Origin of the sequence: Pseudomonas syringae group sp. 26L6 (assembly GCF_032587815.1) — a bacterium.
Lineage (GTDB): Bacteria > Pseudomonadota > Gammaproteobacteria > Pseudomonadales > Pseudomonadaceae > Aquipseudomonas > Aquipseudomonas amygdali.
In genome coordinates this window covers 18,261-36,552 of record NZ_JAWHPJ010000031.1, presented here as the reverse complement: position 1 = coordinate 36,552, position 18,292 = coordinate 18,261, and the positions used below count along the sequence as shown (strand labels likewise).

Annotated in this window: 21 protein-coding genes; 10 read left to right on the top strand and 11 right to left on the bottom strand. The window is 58.0% G+C overall.

Going from position 1 to position 18,292, the window contains the following annotated elements; translation table 11 throughout:
• The first annotated feature begins 146 nt into the window (after positions 1 to 146).
• The 3 genes from RYA97_RS15900 (at position 147) to RYA97_RS15890 (ending at position 2,899) form a co-directional block, all read left to right on the top strand.
• Positions 147 to 2,045 carry a cytochrome c/FTR1 family iron permease gene (locus RYA97_RS15900; RefSeq protein ID WP_005743919.1) on the top strand — a complete coding sequence of 633 codons (1,899 nt, stop codon included), beginning with the start codon at positions 147 to 149 and terminating at the stop codon, positions 2,043 to 2,045.
• 213 nt (positions 2,046 to 2,258) lie between these two features.
• On the top strand, positions 2,259 to 2,489 hold the full coding sequence (locus RYA97_RS15895; protein ID WP_005743920.1) for a hypothetical protein: 231 nt from the start codon (positions 2,259 to 2,261) through the stop codon (positions 2,487 to 2,489).
• A gap of 95 nt (positions 2,490 to 2,584) precedes the next feature.
• Positions 2,585 to 2,899, top strand: coding sequence for a hypothetical protein (locus RYA97_RS15890; RefSeq protein ID WP_005743921.1), 315 nt, complete (start codon positions 2,585 to 2,587; stop codon positions 2,897 to 2,899).
• Between the two features lie 78 nt (positions 2,900 to 2,977).
• Here the strand turns inward: RYA97_RS15890 and RYA97_RS15885 are convergent, their stop codons facing one another.
• Together RYA97_RS15885 and prlC are read right to left on the bottom strand one after the other, a co-directional pair.
• Positions 2,978 to 3,265, bottom strand: a complete 288-nt coding sequence (locus tag RYA97_RS15885) for a YheV family putative zinc ribbon protein (protein ID WP_005743922.1) — start codon at positions 3,263 to 3,265, stop codon at positions 2,978 to 2,980.
• Positions 3,262 to 5,349 (bottom strand): oligopeptidase A, encoded by a 2,088-nt coding sequence (prlC, locus tag RYA97_RS15880; protein ID WP_187126165.1) that lies wholly within the window; start codon positions 5,347 to 5,349, stop codon positions 3,262 to 3,264. The genes RYA97_RS15885 and prlC overlap by 4 nt, the downstream gene beginning before the upstream one ends.
• Positions 5,350 to 5,425: 76 nt before the next feature.
• On the opposite strand from prlC, the gene RYA97_RS15875 reads away from it, so the two are divergent.
• Complete coding sequence (locus tag RYA97_RS15875; protein ID WP_005743924.1) at positions 5,426 to 5,971, top strand: gamma carbonic anhydrase family protein; 546 nt, start codon at positions 5,426 to 5,428, stop codon at positions 5,969 to 5,971.
• A gap of 140 nt (positions 5,972 to 6,111) precedes the next feature.
• Here the strand turns inward: RYA97_RS15875 and RYA97_RS15870 are convergent, their stop codons facing one another.
• Together RYA97_RS15870 and RYA97_RS15865 are read right to left on the bottom strand one after the other, a co-directional pair.
• Positions 6,112 to 7,167, bottom strand: a complete 1,056-nt coding sequence (locus RYA97_RS15870) for an aminopeptidase (protein ID WP_016980486.1) — start codon at positions 7,165 to 7,167, stop codon at positions 6,112 to 6,114.
• 281 nt (positions 7,168 to 7,448) lie between these two features.
• A complete protein-coding gene (locus tag RYA97_RS15865) occupies positions 7,449 to 8,927 on the bottom strand; it encodes a hypothetical protein (protein ID WP_016980485.1) in 1,479 nt (492 codons plus the stop codon).
• A 460-nt stretch (positions 8,928 to 9,387) separates the two neighbouring features.
• Between RYA97_RS15865 and RYA97_RS15860 the strand changes: the two genes are divergently transcribed.
• The gene (locus RYA97_RS15860; RefSeq protein WP_162883005.1) at positions 9,388 to 9,753 is read left to right on the top strand and encodes a hypothetical protein; all 366 of its coding nucleotides are present in this window, start codon (positions 9,388 to 9,390) and stop codon (positions 9,751 to 9,753) included.
• Here RYA97_RS15860 and RYA97_RS15855 read toward each other — a convergent pair whose 3' ends face one another.
• Entirely contained in the window at positions 9,754 to 9,987 is a 234-nt protein-coding gene (locus RYA97_RS15855; protein ID WP_011167298.1) for a DUF1161 domain-containing protein, read from the bottom strand.
• Positions 9,988 to 10,105: 118 nt separating this feature from the next.
• Positions 10,106 to 10,537, bottom strand: a complete 432-nt coding sequence (locus RYA97_RS15850) for an OsmC family protein (protein WP_002551353.1) — start codon at positions 10,535 to 10,537, stop codon at positions 10,106 to 10,108.
• A 212-nt stretch (positions 10,538 to 10,749) separates the two neighbouring features.
• Between RYA97_RS15850 and RYA97_RS15845 the strand changes: the two genes are divergently transcribed.
• Positions 10,750 to 11,751 (top strand): LLM class flavin-dependent oxidoreductase, encoded by a 1,002-nt coding sequence (locus RYA97_RS15845; protein WP_004660365.1) that lies wholly within the window; start codon positions 10,750 to 10,752, stop codon positions 11,749 to 11,751.
• 139 nt (positions 11,752 to 11,890) lie between these two features.
• Here RYA97_RS15845 and RYA97_RS15840 read toward each other — a convergent pair whose 3' ends face one another.
• Both RYA97_RS15840 and RYA97_RS15835 read right to left on the bottom strand, forming a co-directional pair.
• Positions 11,891 to 12,115 (bottom strand): DUF1161 domain-containing protein, encoded by a 225-nt coding sequence (locus tag RYA97_RS15840; protein ID WP_002551351.1) that lies wholly within the window; start codon positions 12,113 to 12,115, stop codon positions 11,891 to 11,893.
• A gap of 150 nt (positions 12,116 to 12,265) precedes the next feature.
• Positions 12,266 to 12,481: a dodecin gene (locus RYA97_RS15835; protein WP_002551350.1), complete on the bottom strand. Its 216-nt coding sequence runs from the start codon at positions 12,479 to 12,481 to the stop codon at positions 12,266 to 12,268.
• A 166-nt stretch (positions 12,482 to 12,647) separates the two neighbouring features.
• Between RYA97_RS15835 and RYA97_RS15830 the strand changes: the two genes are divergently transcribed.
• Positions 12,648 to 12,974 carry a YqjD family protein gene (locus tag RYA97_RS15830; RefSeq protein WP_002551349.1) on the top strand — a complete coding sequence of 109 codons (327 nt, stop codon included), beginning with the start codon at positions 12,648 to 12,650 and terminating at the stop codon, positions 12,972 to 12,974.
• On the opposite strand, the gene RYA97_RS15825 is transcribed toward RYA97_RS15830, so the two are convergent.
• A complete protein-coding gene (locus RYA97_RS15825) occupies positions 12,975 to 13,931 on the bottom strand; it encodes a LysR family transcriptional regulator (protein WP_117139769.1) in 957 nt (318 codons plus the stop codon).
• A gap of 79 nt (positions 13,932 to 14,010) precedes the next feature.
• Here RYA97_RS15825 and trpB point away from each other — a divergent pair, with 79 nt between their 5' ends.
• The 3 genes from trpB to RYA97_RS15810 all read left to right on the top strand — a co-directional run bounded on the left by trpB (position 14,011) and on the right by RYA97_RS15810 (position 16,705).
• The gene (trpB, locus tag RYA97_RS15820; protein ID WP_002551347.1) at positions 14,011 to 15,240 is read left to right on the top strand and encodes a tryptophan synthase subunit beta; all 1,230 of its coding nucleotides are present in this window, start codon (positions 14,011 to 14,013) and stop codon (positions 15,238 to 15,240) included.
• Entirely contained in the window at positions 15,237 to 16,049 is an 813-nt protein-coding gene (trpA, locus tag RYA97_RS15815; protein WP_004660359.1) for a tryptophan synthase subunit alpha, read from the top strand. Before trpB ends, trpA begins: the two co-directional genes overlap by 4 nt.
• A gap of 125 nt (positions 16,050 to 16,174) precedes the next feature.
• Positions 16,175 to 16,705, top strand: coding sequence for an anti-virulence regulator CigR family protein (locus RYA97_RS15810; protein ID WP_004662871.1), 531 nt, complete (start codon positions 16,175 to 16,177; stop codon positions 16,703 to 16,705).
• A gap of 184 nt (positions 16,706 to 16,889) precedes the next feature.
• On the opposite strand, the gene RYA97_RS15805 is transcribed toward RYA97_RS15810, so the two are convergent.
• A complete protein-coding gene (locus tag RYA97_RS15805; RefSeq protein ID WP_117139770.1) occupies positions 16,890 to 17,714 on the bottom strand; it encodes an alpha/beta fold hydrolase in 825 nt (274 codons plus the stop codon).
• A gap of 213 nt (positions 17,715 to 17,927) precedes the next feature.
• Positions 17,928 to 18,260 (bottom strand): DOPA 4,5-dioxygenase family protein, encoded by a 333-nt coding sequence (locus tag RYA97_RS15800; protein WP_117139771.1) that lies wholly within the window; start codon positions 18,258 to 18,260, stop codon positions 17,928 to 17,930.
• Between the last annotated feature and the right edge of the window lie 32 nt (positions 18,261 to 18,292).

Here is an 18,292-nt window from a genome sequence, read left to right as displayed (position 1 = left end):
TCTCGAGCCCTGAACAGACATACGTTCTGTTCAGGGCGATTGAAGGCCGAACGTAAGATTCTGTAACAAAAATAGACCTCGACTATTGAGTAGTGCCGTTGCGGCGTTAACAATGCAACGCTTCGCATTCCCGTCGAGATTCTGCAATGCCCGTCCGTTCTCGTTTTCTTGCCTGGTTACTGTTGCCGCTTCTGGCGCTGGGCAGCTGCATTGCGCTGGCCGACCCGGTCGAGGGTGCCGCCCAGGCGCTGCATCTGCTGGATTACCTGGGGGCCGATTACCCGGCGACCGTGGCGGACGGCAAGGTCGTGAATAGCGCCGAGTATCAACAGCAGGTCGACAACCTGGCCGCGCTGCAAGGCCTCGTCGTGGCCCTGCCGCAACGCGCAGAGCGTGCTGACCTGGAACGGGCCGTGACGCAGCTGAAAAGCGCCGTAGCGGGTCGACAGGACGGTGCGCAGGTCGCTCGTCAGGCGCGGCAGTTGAGTGCGAAGCTCGCACTTGCCTACGAAGTCAGCCAGGCCCCGGCCATTACGCCGGACCCCGCCCGTGGTGCGCCCCTTTACGCTCAACATTGCTCGGTCTGTCATGGCGATAGCGGCGCAGGTGATGGCCCGGCAGGCATCGGCCTGGAACCGCCTCCCTCAAACCTGCGTGACACGGCACGGCTGGATCGCCTGAGTCTTTATGATCTCTACAACGCGACCGGGCTGGGCATCGCCGGTACCGATATGCCCGCATTTGCCGACCAGCTGGACGACCGCCAGCGCTGGGACATCGCGACCTATATCGCCAGCTTCAGTGCGCAACCGGTTGCCAACCCAGCCAAGACCTTCAACATCGCCGACCTGGCTCGTCAGACACCTGCCGAAGTTCAGACAGCCGAGGGGCCGGATGCCAGCGCAACCTTTCGTGTCCAGCGCGCGCAGCCGCCACAGGTGCAGCGCGGCCCGGCGCAACTGCTGGATTACACCAGTGTAACGCTGGACAAAAGCCTGGCTGCCTACAAGGCCGGTGATCGCGAGCAGGCCTATGATTTGTCGGTCGCGGCGTATCTGGAAGGTTTCGAACTGGTCGAAAGCTCGCTGGATAACGTAGACGCCAATGTGCGCAAGGACACTGAAAAAAGCCTGATGGCTTACCGACAGTCCTTGCAGGATAGCCTGCCGCTGGCGCAGGTTGCCCAAAAGCTGGAAGCGGCCAAAGGCAAGCTCAAGGAATCGGCGGGGCTGTTGGGCAGCGATGGTCTGAGTCTGTCGCTGAGCTACGTCTCGGGCTTGTTGATTCTGCTGCGTGAAGGGCTGGAAGCGATTCTGGTGCTGGCGGCGATTCTGGCGTTTCTGCGCAATACCGGCCAGCAGTCTGCGGTGCGCAGCGTCAACATCGGCTGGGGTCTGGCGCTGCTGGCAGGGCTGGGTACCTGGGCACTGGCGGCCTATGTCATCGACGTCAGCGGCGCACAGCGTGAATTGCTGGAAGGTGCCACCGCGCTGTTTGCCAGCGTAATGGTGCTCTGGCTTGGTGTGTGGATGCACGACCGTCGTCATGCCGCCGCATGGCAGGACTATGTCAAAAGCAGTCTGGTCGGCGGCGGTGGTCGTTTCGGCTTCGCGGTGCTGGCGTTCTTCTCGGTGTATCGCGAGCTGTTCGAAGTCATCCTGTTCTATGAAACCCTGTGGTTGCAGGCAGGACCCGCCGGGCACGATGCCGTGCTGGCGGGTGGTGCCACGGCGCTGGTGCTGCTCGTGGGCCTGGCATGGGTCATCCTGCGCGGTTCGGCGAAGCTGCCGCTGTCGCTGTTCTTCGGTATCAACGCTGCGCTGCTGTGCGCGCTGTCAGTGGTGTTTGCCGGTCACGGCGTCAAGGCGCTACAGGAAGCGGGCATATTCGGTACCAGGCCCGTGCCGTTCTTCGAGTTCGACTGGCTGGGTATCCACGCCGACCTGTACTCGCTGAGCGCACAGGCCATTGCCCTGATCGCCATTGCGGTGCTGTACGGCAGAAGCCGTCTGGCAGAGAAACGCAGGCTGCAGACAGAAAGCTGAGACTTCAATATATGGACGGACACGTGGCGCCTGCCGCGTGTCCGCAATAGACTAATAAGCATTATTACCGCCCGCCGTTAGATACGTTCCTCCCTGTACAAACAACCACCTGTTACTTCTGCCAGTAGACGTACTTTCTCGTCAGGCCTAGTGTAGCGAAACGCCAACTCGGCTAGCGGGTACTGGCGCATTTACCTGAAAACGAGGTGGGTGATGGTCAAGTACGAGATTCGGTTGTGGGCTGAAGATACCAAGCGACATAACCATCCTGTAATAGCCATTGAGTTTTATGAGGATAATGAACTTCAAGAACATGCCCTGATAAAACTTTATCCTCATGGACGATACGAAATAATAGGAGGCCAACTGGGCAGGGATGAGGAAGTGCTCCATGTTCTGGCGTTGGCGTTCAGGAAGAAGGTCGCTGAGCTGGCGGATTGGTAAGGCCCGGCTTAGGCTTGGCGCAAAACCTTAATTTTTACAGGTGCCGGAAAGGTCCGCAGTGCTGGCATCTCAATCAATAAAAGAGGATTGAGAACATGGCTAATTATGAAATCAGAATTTCTAGTGACGATTTTGAAAGTGATGGAGTTCCTGAGGTTTTGGTGGAGTTCTGGAACCTTGATAAGTCGGTAGGCACCGACTACACGCTTCCTGGGCTCAAGATTTTAGTTACTCAAAAAGGTGAACTATCCCATACGGCTTATGCTACTACACCAGAATTAGGCAAGCCCTACGACACCGTTAAAAGCGGTGCTGATGTCGACGGAGTAGCAGGTGTTGGCCAGGCAGATAATGAACTTGTTCTGGGTCTGGTCAACGCATTTGTAAAACTGAAAATTTCCAGCCAGTAAAGCCGTGCGTGCGAAGACCCTCAGCCTCTATCTTGCGCAAAGGGGCGTTTTATACGCCCCTTTTTAGCGATGGATCAATCAACCCAAATCCACCGGCTTCTTCAACTTCGGATTCGGAAAAAACTGCACACCCTGCACCTTCGGGTCTGCCGGTTTGACCACCACCTTGTTGACCCGCGTACCCAGCTCCTTCGGTATCGAAATACCTTGTTCGTTGAGCGTATCGCTGTAGCCGCAACCCACGCATTCGCGGTGCGGCACGTCGTTTTCGCTCCACATCATGAGCTTGTCAGGCTCGCTGCACGCCGGGCAAACAGCCCCGGCGATGAAGCGTTTCTTGGTAATGATTACCGGTGTATCGGTCATGCTGCCGCATCCTCACTCAAGCCACTGTGACGCAAGAGTGCGTCAATCGACGGCTCGCGTCCGCGGAAGTCGACGAACAGCACCATCGGTGCCTGTGAACCGCCACGGGCCAGAATGGCTTCGCGGAAGGCGCGACCGGTTTCGGCGTTGAGCACACCGTCTTCCTCGAATTTCGAGAACGCATCGGCAGACAGCACTTCGGCCCACTTGTAGCTGTAATAACCGGCTGCGTAACCGCCTGCGAAGATGTGCGCGAAGCTGTTTGGGAAACGGTTATAGGCAGGCGGACGCATCACCGAAACCTCGTCACGAATGCCTTCCAACACCTCCAGCACGCTGCGGCCGTCGCCGTGGGTGGCGTGCAATTCAAAGTCGAACAGCGAGAACTCCAGCTGACGCACCATCATCAGGCCGGACTGGAAGTTCTTGGCGGCGAGCATTTTCTCCAGCAGGTCCTGCGGCAATGGCTCGCCGGTTTCGTAATGACCGGAGATCAGCGCCAGGCCTTCGGGCTCCCAGCACCAGTTTTCCATGAACTGGCTCGGCAACTCGACGGCGTCCCAGGCCACGCCGTTGATACCGGATACGCCGGCATGATCGATGCGGGTCAGCAGATGATGCAGGCCATGACCGAATTCGTGGAACAACGTGGTGACTTCATCGTGGGTCAGCAGCGCAGGCTTGCCCGCGACCGCAGGCGTGAAGTTGCACACCAGATTGGCCACCGGGCTTTGCAGAGTACCTTCAGCCGTGCGACGGCGATCACGAGCGCCGTCCATCCAGGCACCGCCACGCTTGTTGGCGCGCGCATACAGGTCGAAGAAGAAACGCCCGACGTGCTGGCCGTTTTCCTTGATCTCGAACAGACGAACATCCGGGTGCCAGGTGTCGAAGCCTTTTTGCTCGGCAATCTCGATGCCGTACAGACGCTGGACGATAGCGAACAGACCGCCGAGCACTTTATCGATGGGGAAGTAGGCACGCAGGATTTCCTGGGAAACGCTGTAGCGCTGTTCGCGCAGCTTCTCGCCGTAGAAACCGCTGTCCCAGCTTTGCAGATCCGGGCAACCCTGTTCGGCGGCGTAGGCCTTGAGCTGCTCCAGGTCCTGGGCCGCGAACGGCTTGCTGCGCTTGGCCAGGTCACGCAGGAAACTCAGCACCTGATCGCTGGACTCGGCCATCTTGGTTGCCAGGCTCAGCTCGGCAAAGTTCGCATAGCCAAGCAGTTGCGCCAGTTCCTGACGCAGGTCGAGGATCTGCTCCATGACAGGGGTATTGTCGTTCTTGCCCGCATTCGGGCCTTGATCCGACGCGCGAGTGCAGTAAGCCGCATAGACTTCTTCACGCAGTGCGCGGTCTTCGGCGTAGGTCATCACCGCGTAGTAGCTCGGAAATTCCAGCGTGATCAGGTAGCCTTCCAGATCCTTGGCCTTGGCGGCGGCAGCCATCTGCTGTTTGGCAGAATCGGTCAGGCCGGCGAGGGCGGACTCATCGGCGACCAGCTTGGTCCAGGCCTGAGTGGCATCGAGCAACTGGTTGGAAAACTGGCTGCCCAGCTCCGACAGTTTGCTCTGCACTTCAGCGTAACGCTTCTGCTGTTCAGGCGGCAGATCGATGCCGGACAGGCGGAAATCGCGCAGCGATTGCTCCAGAATGGTCTTCTGACCGACGTCGAAGGTGGCGGCTTCAGGACCGTTGGCCAGCGCTTCATAGGCCTGAAACAGTGCGCGATTCTGGCCCATCTCGGTGGAGTAGGCGCTCAACGCCGGCAGGCACGACTCATACGCTTCGCGCAGCTCAGCGCTGTTGCACACGGCGTTCAGGTGGCTGACCGGGCTCCAGGCAGCGCCCAGGCGGTCATTCAATTCGTCCATCGTCAGGACCAGCCCGGCCCAGGTCGGTGTCGACCCCTGTTTAGCGAGGATGTCGGCAATCGCGGCACGGTTGTCCGCCAGGATTTTTTCAACAGCAGGTTTGACATGTTCGGCACGAATCGCCGAAAAGGGTGGCAGGTCGTACGATTGCAGAAGAGGGTTGTTCGCGCTCACGGTTTTGCACCTTGGCTGGAAGAAACACCCAGCCATCTTAATTACAATCGACGCCGACCGCAGCAACCAAACCCGCTCTGCACGCCTATCACTGCCAAAGAAGGAGCCTATCGTGGCCATTCGCAAGTTTCAGGACCACTCCCCAGCCCTCGCCGAACGGGCCTTTGTCGACCATTCAGCGGTGGTTATCGGCGATGTTGAAATCGGAGCCGACAGCTCCGTCTGGCCGCTGACGGTGATACGCGGCGACATGCACCGCATCCGCATCGGTGCCCGCACCAGTGTGCAGGACGGCAGCGTGCTGCACATCACCCACGCAGGCCCCTTCAACCCGGACGGTTTCCCGCTGCTGATCGGCGACGAAGTGACCATCGGCCACAAGGCCATGCTGCATGGCTGCACAATCGGCAACCGCATCCTGGTCGGCATGGGCACGACGATCATGGACGGCGCGGTTGTCGAAGACGAGGTCATCATCGGCGCAGGCAGCCTGGTGCCACCGGGCAAAGTGCTGGAAAGCGGCTTTCTGTACGTTGGTCGCCCGGTCAAACAGGTACGTGCATTAACCGACAAGGAAATCGCCTTTTTTCCGTACAGCGCCACTAACTACGTGAAGCTCAAGGATCAGCATCTGGCTGAGGGGTTTGATAAGGCCTGACTATCGTTCCTGCGCTCCAGCGTAGGAATGCATCCCGTGACGCTCTGCGTCACAAATCTGCACAGCGCCGCTCACTCGAGACCGGACGCAGAGCGTCCAGAAAGGCATTACCACGCGCAGCGTAGTAACAATAATCGCACTCAGGGCATCAACCGCTGCAACGCCGCCTTGCGCGCCTCGACCGGCAGCCCTCCCAGCTTTTCCACGGCATTGAAAAACGCCACCCAATCGCCATTCACCTGCCTGAACAACGCTGCAAACGCTGGCACCCACTGATCATAAAGACCAAATGGCAGCAGCTTGGCGTTGTTCATCGGGCTGTTGATCCAGGCATCAAAACGCTTGTCGCCTGCCCATTGTTCATCGCGTAACTTGCGGTAGTCACTGCGCAACCGCTCGAACTCTTCAGCCTTGCGCGCGCGCATCACCTCAGCCGACAACGGCTGACGATACAACGCCTTGAGCCGCTCCCGAGTGTCGAGCACCAACCGGATAAACTGGTCACGCCGTGCGGACTGCGAAACACTCTCCGGCGGCAAACCCCGCGCCGCACGCCACTGCCGCGTACCTTCCTGTTCGACGAAGCTGGCGTAGGACTCGTTGAACTCGGTGTCGTCTTTCACATAAAACCGCTGATGCGCCAACTCATGAAAAATCAGCGTCGCCAAACGCTCATCTCCCCAGCCCATCATCGAACTGAGAATCGGGTCATTGAACCAGCCCAGTGTCGAATAGGCCTCCACACCGCTCAAATACACATCCTTGCCCGCCTGCCTCTGCAACGCCGCCTCACCACGCGCCCCGCCAGGGCTGTAATAACCGCGATACGCGACGCAGCCGGCAATCGGAAAACAATGCGTAACAGGCTCCAGCGAAAACTCGTCGGTCGCGAACACATTCCACACCACATAAGGACGTCCCAGATCCGCATACAGGCGATAGCTCTGGTTATCCGGCAGATGCAAATGTTCACTGGCAAACGTCCGTGCTAACTGTGAACGGGCCAGACGCTCACGCAACCCGGCATCCCGCTTCGGGTCAGCGACGATCTTCGCCACCGGTTCGCGAGCCTGCAGCAATTGCCACTGCCCTTGAGCCAACTGGCCGTAATAGGAAACGCTGGAGCAGCCGACGAGCAGCGTAACTGCCATCAGTGAAAGGACGCGACAAAGGCGTGGGGCGGTCAGCGTGGACATGAGCGGGAGGGCTTTGGTGATTTGGACAGGATGATGTTATGCCGGACGGGCAGGGAGATGTGCAACTGTCGAGATTCGCCGATTAAAAAGTGATTCGACAAAATCGAACCTTGCGCCGATAGCCGGGCGTCGCACGTGTGGTTTATGAAGCGCTTACGGCGAACGCTGGAACCGGAGGGCACAGCAAAGCCTGAAGAAAGTACGTCAGCCCGGGTGCACGCTCACCAGGAGAGTGCGCCCGGGCTGCCAGGTTAGGGGAGTGCTATCCGTGAATGGTCGGATCAGGACGTTGTTCTCGCCAGCCACGGGAATGTGGACCGGGGCAGGTAATAAACGTGGAGACTCCAGTTGCAGCCTCGATCATAGTTGCTTTCAACGTAGAAGGACCCTGATGTTTTCCCAATCATCGCACCGTTGGACTTCCAGTCGCCGTTGGTTTCACTGTTCCAGCCGTTTTGAATGTACCAGCCGGTAATAATAGCCCCCCCTTCAGACGGGTCGAACGGGAATGAGAAGGTGTGGCTTTGGTGGCCGATTGTCCAATCAGCGCTGTAATGCTGACTGTCCTCCTGAATTGAAACATTGGTAAGTTCGGTGGATTTGATCCCGGCCGACGTCGAATAGACACCGCTCGCTAACTCATTCGGCGGTGAGAGCGTCAGGCTCTGATAGAAAGAGAACAACGCGAGCGAAGGTTGAAGGCTTCTGGTCAGCTCAGAGACTTGCTGACTTAACTGACTTGCCGCGTCAGGCTCATAAAGCAACGTTCCGATACGTGCGCTGTACTGATTCGTTAAATATTGCTGCGTGTCCGCTACAGTATTGATGCCTTGAACGGGCGGGGTGAGGCTGTAGGGCTGGGTGGAGTAATAGCCCGGAATGGCCGACGTGAGTGACTCCAGTTCCTGCAACTGAAACGCGATGGTCTTGACCTTGGCAAAGTTATCGGGGTTTAGCGGTAACGTATTGGGAATGCGGTTATCGATCTGGGAATAATGAATCAGCCTGGCACGACGCGGAACAGGCTGCAGGTTTTCTGTAAACCACGTCAATAGAGTGGGAATGCTGTTAGCGTCAGCCCCGACAGGAGGCGCTTTTCCTGACGTCCCGTTCATGGTGACCGCCACCTTCACATGGACATCGCTTGAGCTTGCCAGCGACTCGAATTCCGCAGCCCCGGACGCGCTTAATATGTCTTTCTTACCGGCAACGGCTGCTTTGAAAGTCTGCAGTTCAGTAGTCGTCGTTGTGCTGCACGTATAAGTAGCCACGAAGCGTGAGCCGAATTTCGCGGTGGCAACGAAGTAATCGCCATACGTGCCCCGAAAGCCAGCCGGGTTCGAGCTTGCCAACTCACTGGCCTGAGGGGTGAAGGCTGGCGCTGAACTCAGCGAGGCATAATCCGCGTCCGTCACGTCATAGAAAGCCAATATCGTCAACGAGGTTTCAGAGTACGTGACATTGGACAAATATGACGCGGATGCCGATGCACTGGCAGCACCTACATTGTATTCGCCCTGAGCTTCCGCTTTGAAAAGTCGGCTATAGTCGTCAGCGGTCGCAATCACTTCGTACTTCTGAACGGTATTTTTCGCCCTACCAGGTTCTGGTGTAATGGGGCTAACTGCTTGTACAGCAAACGCACCGCTTTCGGCATTGATTCCCAAGCCGAAAGAATAGTCATTCCATGGCTGATCATTCAAAGTTCCCGCCAGATTGGTAACTAGCGACTCGCTTTTTTCACCCCGTTTACTCCACATTTTTCACATCCCTAATGTTTTTTGATTGAGACAGTTTCTGCCATCAACAAAAGCTGTCTATTCCTTGACACATGCTTTGAGGTCACAAGGCACTTAATAAAAATGCACAATCGACAACCAGGAATCAAGAAAATTTTATAAGACCTCAATAAAATTATTCTATCAATTGACTGTAGAAATCAAAATTCGCGACTGACTATTCAAGCGGGCTTATATAGCTGGACGCAAAGGTGCCAACGCATGAAGCTGATTCACACGCACTTTGAAATGCCATCTTTGTGTGCGAGCTTGCTCGCGAACGCTGATTTTCAGTCGAAGTATCTTAAGATGCCTGTCACGCTTATGGCAGGGCAGGCCTGCCGCCTTAAATCAACTCACACATCCCGGAACCGCCAAAATGCGCATCACAGCCCCGATAACCGCATTAGCCCTGACAGCTCTCTCCGGATGTGCAGGTCCCTTGCCTGCGGTCAGCCCGGACATGGCGTGGGTCGAGATGCGCACCGTCACCGGCCAGTTGATCATGGGCGACAAGCTGGATGGCGAGAACACCTACGACGGGCGCTATTTTCAGGTGACGCCGGGCAGCCATGAGTTACAGGTGCGTTATGACTATGAGTACCGGTCGGGCGGCATGGGGATGATCGGCGACGAGTACACCGAGATCACGTGTTACGTCAGTGTTCGTTACGACCACTTCGCTGCCGGGCAGCGATATGTGCTGGAGGTACGCTCACTGGCGAACAGTGTCGACGCCTGGCTTTACGATGCAGAGCGCAAGGTGGTGGCCGAAGAGGAAGAAGAGGGTGGGGTGCACTGCATCTGATCAGCGACCGTTGAGCTGGTAGATGATTTTTTTCGTACCGTTGTCGCAGCTGCCGACGATCATGCTGGGATCGGAAGCCTCTTCGTTGCTAACAATTTCCAGCGTGTAGGACGTGACGTTGTTGGCCTGGATCTTGGCTTCGATTTCATCCTTGAGTTCTTCACAGGATTTCGGCGCCGCCAGGGCGCTGGTTGCCAGCAGGGTGCAGGTTACTGCCAGAATAAAACGTTTCATGCTCGACTCCTGATCAAAATCAAACCATGCGTCAACCAACGCATGACCGATGAAGCAAGCCAGCTTTATACAGCAGATACAGGAGCGCACAAGGCGCCCCCGCAAGGCTGGCTGTGAATCAGCTCAGCAATGTAGCGTCCAGGGTGATCTTCGCGTTCAGCACCTTGGAAACCGGGCAGCCTTCTTTGGCTTGCTTGGTCAGTTCGTCGAACTTCTCCTGCGTTGCGCCTGGCACTTTGGCCTTTAGGGTCAAATGCACAGCGCTGATTTCAAAACCGCCTTCAATCTGGTTAAGCGTCACGTCAGCCTGAGTGTCGATGCTCTCAGCAGTCAGGCCTGCACCGCCCAGAATCATGGACAATGCCATCGAGAAGCAGCCTGCGTGGGCCGCGCCGATCAATTCTTCAGGGTTGGTGCCTTTACCGCCTTCAAAACGAGCCTTGAAGCCGTAAGGCGCTTCTTTCAACACGCCGGTTTCCGTGGAAATGCTGCCGATACCGTTTTTCAGATCACCTTCCCAGTGGGCGGATGCTTTCTTGACGATGCTCATGGTGGCTCCTTCTTGAGATGAATTTGGATCAATGCTGTTACAAGGTTCTGAGGATAGACGGCTCTGGAAAGTTCAACCGTCGGAAAGACCAAGCGTTTAAGTAGGTTTTTATCCGCCTGCCATTGAAAAGCCAGACTTGCGCCCGCACTGCTGTTTCATCATGGGCAGCTCCAGCAGCCAGCCCATCACAATTCGAGGAGCTACCCCGACCTATGAAACGTCTGGCAGATGTAAAAATTTCCACCCTTGATCTGGTGCCGGTGCGCCACGACAAAGGGCCCGCCGATTCCCTGCGCAACTCGCTCAACCTTGCCCAGCATGTTGAAAAGCTGGGTTACAACCGCTTCTGGGTGGCCGAGCACCACAACATGGACGGCATCGCCAGTTCAGCGACCTCGGTGCTGCTCGCCTACCTGGCAGGCGGCACGTCGACCATTCGTGTCGGGGCTGGCGGGATCATGCTGCCCAACCATGCACCACTGGTGGTTGCCGAGCAGTTCGGCACGCTGGCCAGCCTGTATCCCGGTCGGATTGATTTGGGGCTGGGTCGCGCGCCGGGTTCCGATCAGATGACCGCTCGCGCCTTGCGCCGCGAACGCTCCGGCAGCGCCGAAGATTTTCCGGATGACGTCACCGAGCTGATGGAATATCTGGGGCCGCGTACGCCTGATCAAAAAGTGATCGCTGTTCCTGGCTCAGACACCAACGTGCCGATCTGGCTACTGGGCTCGAGCCTGTTCAGTGCTCAACTGGCAGGCATGCGCGGTTTGCCGTATGCCTTCGCGTCGCATTTTGCGCCGCGTTATATGCATGAGGCGATTCGCGTGTACCGCAATCACTTCCAGCCATCGGCCGTGCTCGACAAACCCTACGTGATGCTCGGCGTTCCGCTGTCCGCGGCAGACACCGACGAGCACGCCGAATACCTCGCGACATCTGTTTACCAGCGCATCCTCGCGCTGATGCGCGGGCACAGTCTGATGCAGCGCCCACCGGTCGAATCCATGGACGGCCTGTGGCTGCCGCATGAACGTGAAGCGGTGGCGAGCTTCCTGGGGCTGGCGATGGTTGGCGGCCCGGACAAGATCCGCGCCAAACTGGATGTGCTGCTTGAACAGACCGATGCCGATGAACTGATCTTCACGTGCGACATGTATGAGCACGAGGACAGGCTGCGGTCCTACGAGATTCTGGCGCAGGTCGCACAAGGCTGATAGCAACCTTTCGGGTCACAACGCGGGCTTCAAAAACAGCATCGCCCCGGACTGGATGACAGTCCGGGGCGATGCTGTTCGTGAAACCTGCAAACGGGATTAGCCGGGCGAACCGACCTGAGTCAGGCCCGACTGGCAATCAACCGCGCTGGTAAACGACTTCCTTGGTGCCGCCTTCGCAGGTGCCGACGACTTGCTTGTCGGACGCGCTGCCTTTCTCGACCACTTCCAGCGTGTAGGACGTTACGCCCTTCGCCTGGAGTCTGGCGTCGATTTCACTTTTCAACTCTTCACATGGCTTGCCTGCCGCGAGGGCAGTACCTGCAATGCTCAGCAAGCCTACAGCCAACAAAAACTTCTTCATGGGTAATCCCTCTCGTCCGGCCAAATGAAGACGCCATCGGAACAGGCGCCCATTGAAAACCCCCACGCCCACACATCAACCGTGTGGTGATATCAGTGTGTGTGTAGCGCAGGTTATGGCAATCGGCCAGCCGAAAGGTTCAGAAGGGCATCAGCTATTGGTAATGCGGAAGCCGACTTTCAAGGTGACCTGGAAATGCGCGACTTTGCCGTTTTCGATATGGCCGCGGGTTTCGGTCACCTCAAACCATTCCATCAGGTCGAGGCTTTTGCTGGCTTCGGCCAGGGCGTTGTTGATGGCGTCTTCGATAGTGGTAGTGGAAGAGCCTACGATTTCAACTTTTTTGTACGTGTGATGATCGGTCATGGCAGTTCTCCTGAAGGTCTGGAAAAGACGCGATATAGACCGCGCTCCCTGCTTCTGTCAGGAGAACGCGCGCAAAAGTTCAGCGCTTTGCAAAAATCCCATCGCACTTTCCAAAAAGCCCGGAGTCGGAAACAACACGCCCACTCATCATTGCAGGAGAAACACCATGGCTACTACGTCACTTCGCAAAGCCTCGTTGCAGAGTATGGAAGCTGAGATCGAGAGCCTCCTGAAGTCCCTCGAGGGCCTGAAAGCCGACGCTACCGACGAGTCGCGCAAGACACTGAAAAATCTGAAAGCCAACGCTGAAAGCGCACTGAGCCATTCGCGCAGCCTGCTCAGCGATGTCTACGAAGACGTTAAAGAGAAAACCCGCGAAAATGCACTGGCAACTCGTGACTATGCTCAGGAGCACCCTTGGACCACCGCTGGTGTTGCGGTAGGTGCCATTGGCCTGATCACTGCCTACATGCTGTTCAAGCGCGGTAACTGATCAGATTCTGATCGGGTCCTCAGACCGCTTCAGCTCATTTTTCAACCACTGAGCAAGCTGGCGCGCCCGTCCATCGGCCGCACGTCTGGGTATCCAAAGCGCCAGCTGCGCCGGGGTTTCGCTGAAACCCCATGGCGCAGCCAGGCGACCGGCTTTAAGGTCATCGATGACCAAAGGCTCCGGCGCAATCGCAATGCCAAGGCCCGCCACAGCCGCCTCCAGCAAATAATACAAATGCTCGAAACCCTGCCCGTAACGTAATGATCGCGGATCGATGCCGTTGTGCTGCGCCCAGCTTGGCCAGGCTTGCGGACGTGAGGTGGTTTGCAACAGTGATTCTTTGAGCAGTGCTGCGGCGGGTGCATCGCGCAGACTTTCGAATCGCGCGAAGCGTGGGCTCAAGACCGGCCCGATTCGTTCGCTCGCCAGTTCGAAAACCTGCATGTCTGCAGGCCACGGCGGCTCGGCGAATACCAGCAATGCATCCAGGCCGGGCCGGCGCGGATCAAGGTCGCCTTCACCTGCCGACAGGTGCAGGCGCAGGTCTGGCAACTCGGCATTAAGACGGCTCAAACGCGGTATGAACCAGCGCGCCAGCAGGCTGCCGGAACATCCCAACACGAATGGCGCGTCTGCGCTGCCCTTGCTCAGCTCGACGCATACGCCGCGCAATCGATCGAATGCTTCGCCACTCACATCGCGTAACCGAATGCCTGCATCTGTGAGTTTCAAGCCTCGTCCGTCCTTGCTGAACAGGCTTACACCCAAGTGTTCTTCAAGCACTTTTAATTGGCGACTGACAGCACCATGCGTCACGTTCAGCTGTTCGGCCGCCTGACTGACACTGCCAAGTCGGGCAGTGCTTTCGAAAGCACGCAGGGCGTTGAGGGGAGGAAGGTCGCGGCTCATGATCTGTGAGTTTTCCTGACAGGTTGTAGCGATCTTATCGGTTTTCATCCAGCCGTGCGCTGGTTAAAGTGGACCCATTGCCGATCCGGCTCAATTCATTCGCCCAATACTGCAACTGGAGCACTTCATGACCCAGACCAACTTCCGCAGCGGCCCCGACGCCAACGGCCTGTTCGGCTCATTCGGCGGCCGCTACGTGGCTGAAACCCTGATGCCGCTGGTGCTAGACCTCAACCGCGAGTACGAAGCCGCCAAGGCCGACCCGGAGTTCGCCAAGGAAATGGCCTACTTCCAGCGCGATTACGTGGGCCGTCCAAACCCGCTGTACTTCGCCGAGCGCCTGACCGAATTCTGTGGCGGCGCGAAGATCTACTTCAAGCGCGAAGAGCTGAACCACACCGGCGCGCACAAGATCAACAACTGCATCGGCCAGGTATTGCTGGCCAAGCGCATGGGCAAAAAACGCCTGATTGCGGAAACTGGCGCGGGCATGCACGGCGTTGCTACCGCTACCGTCGCGGCGCGCTTTGGCTTGCCTTGCGTGATCTACATGGGCGCGACCGACATCGAGCGTCAGCAGGCCAACGTGTTCCGCATGAAGCTGCTGGGCGCTGAAATCGTACCGGTCACTTCCGGCACCGGCACCCTGAAAGATGCGATGAACGAAGCCCTGCGTGACTGGGTGACCAACGTCGACGACACCTTCTACCTGATCGGCACTGTGGCAGGTCCGCATCCGTATCCGGCGATGGTGCGTGATTTCCAGGCCATCATCGGCAAGGAAACCAAAGAGCAGATGCAGGAGAAGGAAGGTCGTCTGCCGGACAGCCTGATCGCCTGCGTGGGTGGCGGCTCCAACGCAATGGGCCTGTTCCATCCGTTCCTCGATGACGCCAGCGTAGAAATCATCGGCGTTGAAGCGGGCGGTCACGGCGTGGATACCGACAAGCACGCGGCCAGCCTCAATGGCGGCGTACCGGGCGTGCTGCACGGCAACCGTACCTACCTGCTCCAGGATGGCGACGGGCAGATCACCGACGCGCACTCGATCTCTGCTGGCCTGGACTATCCGGGTATCGGCCCGGAGCACGCCTTCCTGCACGAAGTGAAACGCGTCGAGTACGTCAGCATCACCGATGACGAAGCGCTGGATGCCTTCCATCAATGCTGCCTGCTCGAAGGCATCATCCCGGCACTGGAAACCGCTCACGCACTGGCCGAAGCCATGAAGCGGGCAACCAACCTGCGCGACGACCACCTGATGGTCGTGTGCCTGTCCGGGCGCGGTGACAAAGACATGCAAACCGTCATGAACCATATGGCAGCCGCCGAAAAAACTCAGGAGAAGCTGGTATGAGCCGTCTCGAACAACGTTTCGCCCAGCTGAAAACCGAAGGTCGTGCGGCGCTGGTCACTTTCATCACCGCCGGCGACCCAGGCTACGACACCTCGCTGCAAGTCCTGAAGGGCCTGCCTGCTGCGGGTGCTGACGTGATCGAGCTGGGCATGCCGTTCACTGATCCGATGGCAGACGGTGTGGCGATTCAGCTCGCTACGCTACGCGCTCTGGACGCGGGCCAGACCCTGCAGAAAACCCTGCAGATGGTCAGCGAATTCCGTGTCGACGATCAGACCACGCCGATTGTGCTGATGGGTTACTACAACCCGATCCACCGCTTTGGCGTCGAAGCCTTCGTGGCGCAGGCAAAAGAAGCGGGCGTCGACGGTCTGATCATCGTTGACCTGCCTCCCGAGCACGACGCCGAACTGGCAACGCCTGCACAGGCATCCGGTATCGACTTCATCCGCCTGACCACGCCAACCACCGACGATGCGCGCTTGCCGCGTGTGTTGGAGCGCAGCTCCGGGTTTGTCTACTACGTGTCGGTTGCCGGTGTAACCGGTGCTGGCTCGGCGACCACCGAGCACGTTACTGAAGCCATCGCACGCCTGCGTCGCCACACCAGCCTGCCGATCAGCGTCGGTTTCGGTATCCGCACACCCGAGCAGGCAGCGGCCATTGCTCGTCTGGCAGACGGCGTTGTAGTGGGCTCGGCGTTCGTCGATAAGATCGCCACTGCCGAGTCGCCTGAAAAGGCAATCGATGGCGTGTTGACTCTGTGCGCCGCATTGGCCGAAGGTGTACGTAACGCACGCATCGGCTGAGGGTAAAGTTTCTGATACAGAGGAATCAAAGCGCTATCAGCGGTTCTATGTAGCACGACACAAGGGGTTCATGACCAATGTCATGAACCCCTTTTTGCTGCATTGAGTGAAGCTGAGGAAGCACCATGAAACTGCCAAACCGTTTTATCACCGGGCTGGGTATCTTGATGATCAGCGCCAGCCCGCTACTGCAAGCGGCGCCGCCTGACCAGCGCGGTGATGGCCCGGACGACAACCGCGGCGGCCAGCAGCAGGGACCGCAGAACAACGGCGGCCATAACGAGCGTGGCAATGACCGTGGCCCTGGCAATGACAATGGCCGAGGTCCGGATAAAGGCCCGGCCAGTCAGCCAGGCAGACAGGCCCATCAGGACAACCGTGGCGGCAACCGCCCACCGCAGGATTTCGGCCCGGTACGCGAGACCTTCCAGCAGCACCGCGACGTCATCGGCCGAGGCCAGCCGCTGCCACCTGGCGTACACATCGCCAAGGGCCGTCCGTTGCCACCTGGTTACGGTAAACGCCTGGACAGCCGCTCGCTGCAATACCTGCCACATTATGACGGCTACGAATGGCGACGCCTGGGCACCGACGTCGTACTGATCGCCGTGGGTTCGGGAATTGTGTATGCGATTCTGGATGGTGTGTTGAATTGATGGTCTGCTGACGCCCTTGAATACGCGGTGACACACAGACTTGTGACGCGGAGCGTCACGAACGGCATTCCCACGCTGGAGCGTGCGGAACGATCATCCAACTATCGTGCGACGCTCCGCGTCGCATGCCGTTCTGGACGCTCCGCGTCCGATCTAGAGGGCCCAGCGTAGAAACCAGCCCGCCTCAACCCTGCTGCTGATTAGCCCGCGCCAAAAACGTCATCAGCGCCCCTGACACAAAATCCGGGTTTTCCAGATTGGCAATATGACCCGCTTCAGGCACCAGCACGTAAGGGCAGCCAATCAGGCTGGCCATCTCACGGGTTTCTTCAGGCGGGCGCGGGATGTCTGCATCCCCACACATTACCAGCGTGGTGTCGGCATTCAGTTGTTCAAGCAACCCAAGCCGGTCATCGCGACCAAAGATCATTCGCCCCAGAGGCACTACAGTCTGGCGCAACTGCTCTGCATTCATACCCGCCAATGCGGAGCGGAACGCCTGATACACCGGCGACTGCGGGTCAATGCCAGGCCGGAAGAAGATCGGCACCACAATGTCCAACAGCGGCTCAGGAAAGGCACCGGCCTGTTCCAGCTTGTCGAGCAACGAGAAATAGTGGGCTTTCTTGGCTTCCGACTCTTTGCCCAGATAAGTGTCCATCAGCACCAGCCCGGTAATGCGCTCTGGCGCGAGCAGCGCAGTAATCGCACCCCACATGCCGCCCACCGACAGCCCGACGATGCTGCAACGCTCGATATTCAAATGATCCAGCAGCGCCAGCGCATGACGGGCCAGATCATCGAGATTGCGGGTGCCTTCCGGAAAACCGCTGGAATCTCCATGCCCCCAAAGGTCCGGCACAATCACCCGATACCGGCTGGCCAGCGTGTCGATCTGCGCACTCCACATCGCCTTGTCCCAAAGGTAACTGTGACCGAGCAAGACAACCGGCCCGGTGCCTTGGTCAGCGTAGTGAAGGGTCTTACCGTCGATGAGTAGATCCGGCATTTCTGATGATCCTCTGTCTGGTCTTTCAGCATTCATTTCAGGCAGCCCGTGAAAGGCGGCTTATCGATGTTGACGCGTATGCATGACCATTTTGTTGAAATTTGCGCTGCAACGGACCGAGTGGTCATTTTTCAGCGGAGCTATCTTACACCGATCTTTTCGACGAGGAATGCGCTTGTAATTGCTGAATGAAAACGGCCGAGAAGCTGGCTATCAGCCACTTAGAGCGCCCAGATTCAAAGGCCGAACCGCGCCCATCCAGATGGCATGGTCGGTATGGTCGCGCAGCTCATCGCCCGTCAACGGATGCAGAAAAACCACCAATCCATCGCGATTAAGCGCGAGCCATAAAGTGACGTCAGCCAACTGCTCATGCCCGAACGCCAACTGGCAACTCCAGTCCGGATGCGGCCCAACCAGCTTTTGGTGAACGCGGCCCATCTGCAGCGCAAATTTCTCGGTCGCGGCTTCGCACAGGGCTCGGGCCTGGTCCAGGGTCTGGGCGTTGAAATAGATATGGGCGTGGTAGCCGTGGATGTCTTGCATGTATGAGTCCTTCCTGACCAAAAAATGAACGC

Coding starts and splice junctions, on each gene's coding strand:
- RYA97_RS15800 (WP_117139771.1), bottom strand. CDS start 18,260: ATGCAAGACATCCACGGCTACCACGCCCATATCTATTTCAACGCCCAG.
- RYA97_RS15900 (WP_005743919.1), top strand. CDS start 147: ATGCCCGTCCGTTCTCGTTTTCTTGCCTGGTTACTGTTGCCGCTTCTG.
- RYA97_RS15830 (WP_002551349.1), top strand. CDS start 12,648: ATGGCTACTACGTCACTTCGCAAAGCCTCGTTGCAGAGTATGGAAGCT.
- prlC (WP_187126165.1), bottom strand. CDS start 5,349: ATGGCTGGGTGTTTCTTCCAGCCAAGGTGCAAAACCGTGAGCGCGAAC.
- RYA97_RS15845 (WP_004660365.1), top strand. CDS start 10,750: ATGAAACGTCTGGCAGATGTAAAAATTTCCACCCTTGATCTGGTGCCG.
- RYA97_RS15840 (WP_002551351.1), bottom strand. CDS start 12,115: ATGAAGAAGTTTTTGTTGGCTGTAGGCTTGCTGAGCATTGCAGGTACT.
- RYA97_RS15825 (WP_117139769.1), bottom strand. CDS start 13,931: ATGAAAACCGATAAGATCGCTACAACCTGTCAGGAAAACTCACAGATC.
- RYA97_RS15835 (WP_002551350.1), bottom strand. CDS start 12,481: ATGACCGATCATCACACGTACAAAAAAGTTGAAATCGTAGGCTCTTCC.
- RYA97_RS15865 (WP_016980485.1), bottom strand. CDS start 8,927: ATGTGGAGTAAACGGGGTGAAAAAAGCGAGTCGCTAGTTACCAATCTG.
- RYA97_RS15855 (WP_011167298.1), bottom strand. CDS start 9,987: ATGAAACGTTTTATTCTGGCAGTAACCTGCACCCTGCTGGCAACCAGC.
- RYA97_RS15885 (WP_005743922.1), bottom strand. CDS start 3,265: ATGACCGATACACCGGTAATCATTACCAAGAAACGCTTCATCGCCGGG.
- trpA (WP_004660359.1), top strand. CDS start 15,237: ATGAGCCGTCTCGAACAACGTTTCGCCCAGCTGAAAACCGAAGGTCGT.
- RYA97_RS15850 (WP_002551353.1), bottom strand. CDS start 10,537: ATGAGCATCGTCAAGAAAGCATCCGCCCACTGGGAAGGTGATCTGAAA.
- RYA97_RS15810 (WP_004662871.1), top strand. CDS start 16,175: ATGAAACTGCCAAACCGTTTTATCACCGGGCTGGGTATCTTGATGATC.
- RYA97_RS15890 (WP_005743921.1), top strand. CDS start 2,585: ATGGCTAATTATGAAATCAGAATTTCTAGTGACGATTTTGAAAGTGAT.
- RYA97_RS15870 (WP_016980486.1), bottom strand. CDS start 7,167: ATGTCCACGCTGACCGCCCCACGCCTTTGTCGCGTCCTTTCACTGATG.
- trpB (WP_002551347.1), top strand. CDS start 14,011: ATGACCCAGACCAACTTCCGCAGCGGCCCCGACGCCAACGGCCTGTTC.
- RYA97_RS15895 (WP_005743920.1), top strand. CDS start 2,259: ATGGTCAAGTACGAGATTCGGTTGTGGGCTGAAGATACCAAGCGACAT.
- RYA97_RS15805 (WP_117139770.1), bottom strand. CDS start 17,714: ATGCCGGATCTACTCATCGACGGTAAGACCCTTCACTACGCTGACCAA.